Origin of the sequence: Nonomuraea sp. NPDC050691, assembly GCF_040654455.1 — a bacterium.
GTDB lineage: Bacteria > Actinomycetota > Actinomycetes > Streptosporangiales > Streptosporangiaceae > Nonomuraea.
In genome coordinates, this window is the sequence record NZ_JBFAIA010000356.1 from 1 (window position 1) to 2,176 (window position 2,176).

General features: G+C 71.4%; 3 protein-coding genes and 1 riboswitch. Of the genes, 2 read left to right on the forward strand and 1 reads right to left on the reverse strand.

The annotated features are described in order from the left end of the window. Positions 1-167 precede the first annotated feature (167 nt). A riboswitch (TPP riboswitch) is annotated at positions 168-262 on the forward strand. Further along, the gene (tenA, locus tag AB0H81_RS44665) at positions 263-982 is read left to right on the forward strand and encodes a thiaminase II (RefSeq protein WP_358388575.1); all 720 of its coding nucleotides are present in this window, start codon (positions 263-265) and stop codon (positions 980-982) included. Between the two features lie 168 nt (positions 983-1,150). On the opposite strand, the gene AB0H81_RS44670 is transcribed toward tenA, so the two are convergent. Further along, on the reverse strand, positions 1,151-1,681 hold the full coding sequence (locus tag AB0H81_RS44670; RefSeq protein WP_358388578.1) for a tetratricopeptide repeat protein: 531 nt from the start codon (positions 1,679-1,681) through the stop codon (positions 1,151-1,153). Between the two features lie 170 nt (positions 1,682-1,851). On the opposite strand from AB0H81_RS44670, the gene AB0H81_RS44675 reads away from it, so the two are divergent. Continuing rightward, positions 1,852-2,109 (forward strand): hypothetical protein, encoded by a 258-nt coding sequence (locus AB0H81_RS44675; protein ID WP_358388581.1) that lies wholly within the window; start codon positions 1,852-1,854, stop codon positions 2,107-2,109. Positions 2,110-2,176 lie beyond the last annotated feature (67 nt).

Here is a 2,176-nt window from a genome sequence, read left to right on the forward strand (position 1 = left end):
CCGCCACCCCGGCGGAGCGGCCGCGGCACGGCGCCGCCCGCGTGGCCGGGCCCGGCCCCTCCCTGCGCGAGGTCCGCGAGGTGGGCGAGGTGGGCGAGATGGACGAGATGGACGAGGTCGGCACGCTCCTCCCCGGCCTGGCCCTGAACTGAACCTCTGTTACGGTTGATCGCGACGCGGGGTGCCCGGAGAGCGGGCTGAGATCACACCCGTCGAACCTGATCTAGTTCGCACTAGCGAAGGGACGTCAACGTTGACCGCCATGCCCGAAGCGGAGCCCCGGACCACCGAGTCGTTCTGCGACACGGCCTGGGCGCGCACCGCCGCGCTGCTCGACGCCATCCACCGCCACCCGTTCAACACCGCCCTCGGCGACGGCACCCTGAGCCGCGACCGGTTCACGTTCTACCTGGTGCAGGACGGCCGCTACCTCGCCGCGTACGCGAAGACGCTGGCGACGGCCTCGGCGCGGGCCACGGAGCCCGCCGACGCGATGTTCTTCGCCCAGAGCGCGCACACGGCGCTGGCCGTCGAGCGCGCCCTGCACACCGGCTACCTCGACGGGTTCGGGATGGGCGCGGAGGACGTGGCGGCCGTCGGCACCTCGCCGACCTGCCTGGCCTACGCGTCGTACCTCCAGGCGACGGCGCTCACCGCGCCCTTCCCCGTGCTCGTCGCCGCGGTGCTGCCGTGCTTCTGGGTCTACCAGGACGTGGGGGCGGCCCTGCTGGAGCGTACGGCCGGCCTGGACGACCACCCGTACCGGGCGTGGATCTCCACCTACTCCGACCCGGCGTTCGCCGCCTCGGTGACACAGGTGAGGGAGATCGCCGACCGGCTGGCCGCCACCGCCGGCCCGGAGACGCGCCGGGCCATGACCGAGGCGTTCTGCCGGGCGACTGAGTACGAGTGGATGTTCTGGGACAGCGCCTGGCGGCTGGAGACCTGGCCCACCGGCCAGTGGCTCACGACCTCGTCCTGACCGTCGCGGACGGGCGCGTCCAGAGCCGGGACGCCTGGCGACGGGCACGACGATGTAGGGGCGCGCCCGTCAGGGCGTCCCCGCTCCGGCTCCTGGGTGGGAGCGCCCGCCTCAGCACACCAGGCCACCTCAGGACACCAGGCCACCTCCCGGAGACCGGGGCGCGCCTCAGGAGACCAGGGCGTCGAGCTCGTCCTCGGGCAGGCCCAGGTCGACCCGGATGCGGTAGCGCGTGCGCAGCAGCGCCTCGTGCTCCGGGTCGTCCTCGTCGCTGGCGAGCACGGCCTGGGTCACCCATTCGAGTCCGCTCCGCAGGTCGCCGTACGCGACGAGCGTCTCGGCGATCGTGTGGGAGGTCGCCGTGGTGATGCCGCCCTCGGCGCGGATCGCCTCGATGACCTCCCTCGCCTCGTCGGGACGGTCGAGCTCGAAGAGCGTGTCGGCGATGCCGGCGCGCGGGTCGACGAGCGACTCACCGCCGTCCTCCACCGCGCGCTGGAAGCACTCCAGAGCCCGGGCGGGCTGCCCGGCCGCGCGCCACTCCTCGGCCGCCAGGACCAGGATCGACGCCCTGGAGACGTCGCCCGAGGAATAGCCGAGCGCGACGTCGTACAGCCGCCTGGCCAGGGAGCTGTGGTCGTCGGCCAGCAGGGCCTGCTCAAGCAGGCGATCAAGGTGCTCACGGGTCACATGCGCCACACCGCGAGACTACCGAGCCGCTTGCCGGTTTGCCCCGGCAATGCACATCGCCGATCCGGCACGACTTTGGCAAGGTCATGTCAAAGGATGACCGCTTCCGGCGTGTCTTCGCAGACCGTAGGGCATATAGCCGTCGCGCGCACCGGCGAGCGGAAGGGGCTGCGATGGGCATGTCCAAGCAGATGACCTTCACGCTCACCTGTGCCGTCGCCTTTTCGGCCCTGATTCCGGGTGCGGCCGGATACCTTTCCGGCCGACTGGAAGCGGTGGAATCGGCCGAGCGCGAACTCCACGCGATCGAGACGCGGCTGCGTTCCCGTGAGGCTCGCGAGGCCCGCCAGGCGTGGCCCGTGGCGTACCCGGCGCCCTGCGGCGTCCAGACACCCGGCCCCCAGGAGCGCTCTCCCGTCGGATTCGCGCTCGTCTGATTTTGAACTATTTGTACGGCTTTGGCGATCTTTTCGACACTGAAGTTGTCGAGCAGGATCTCCTGGG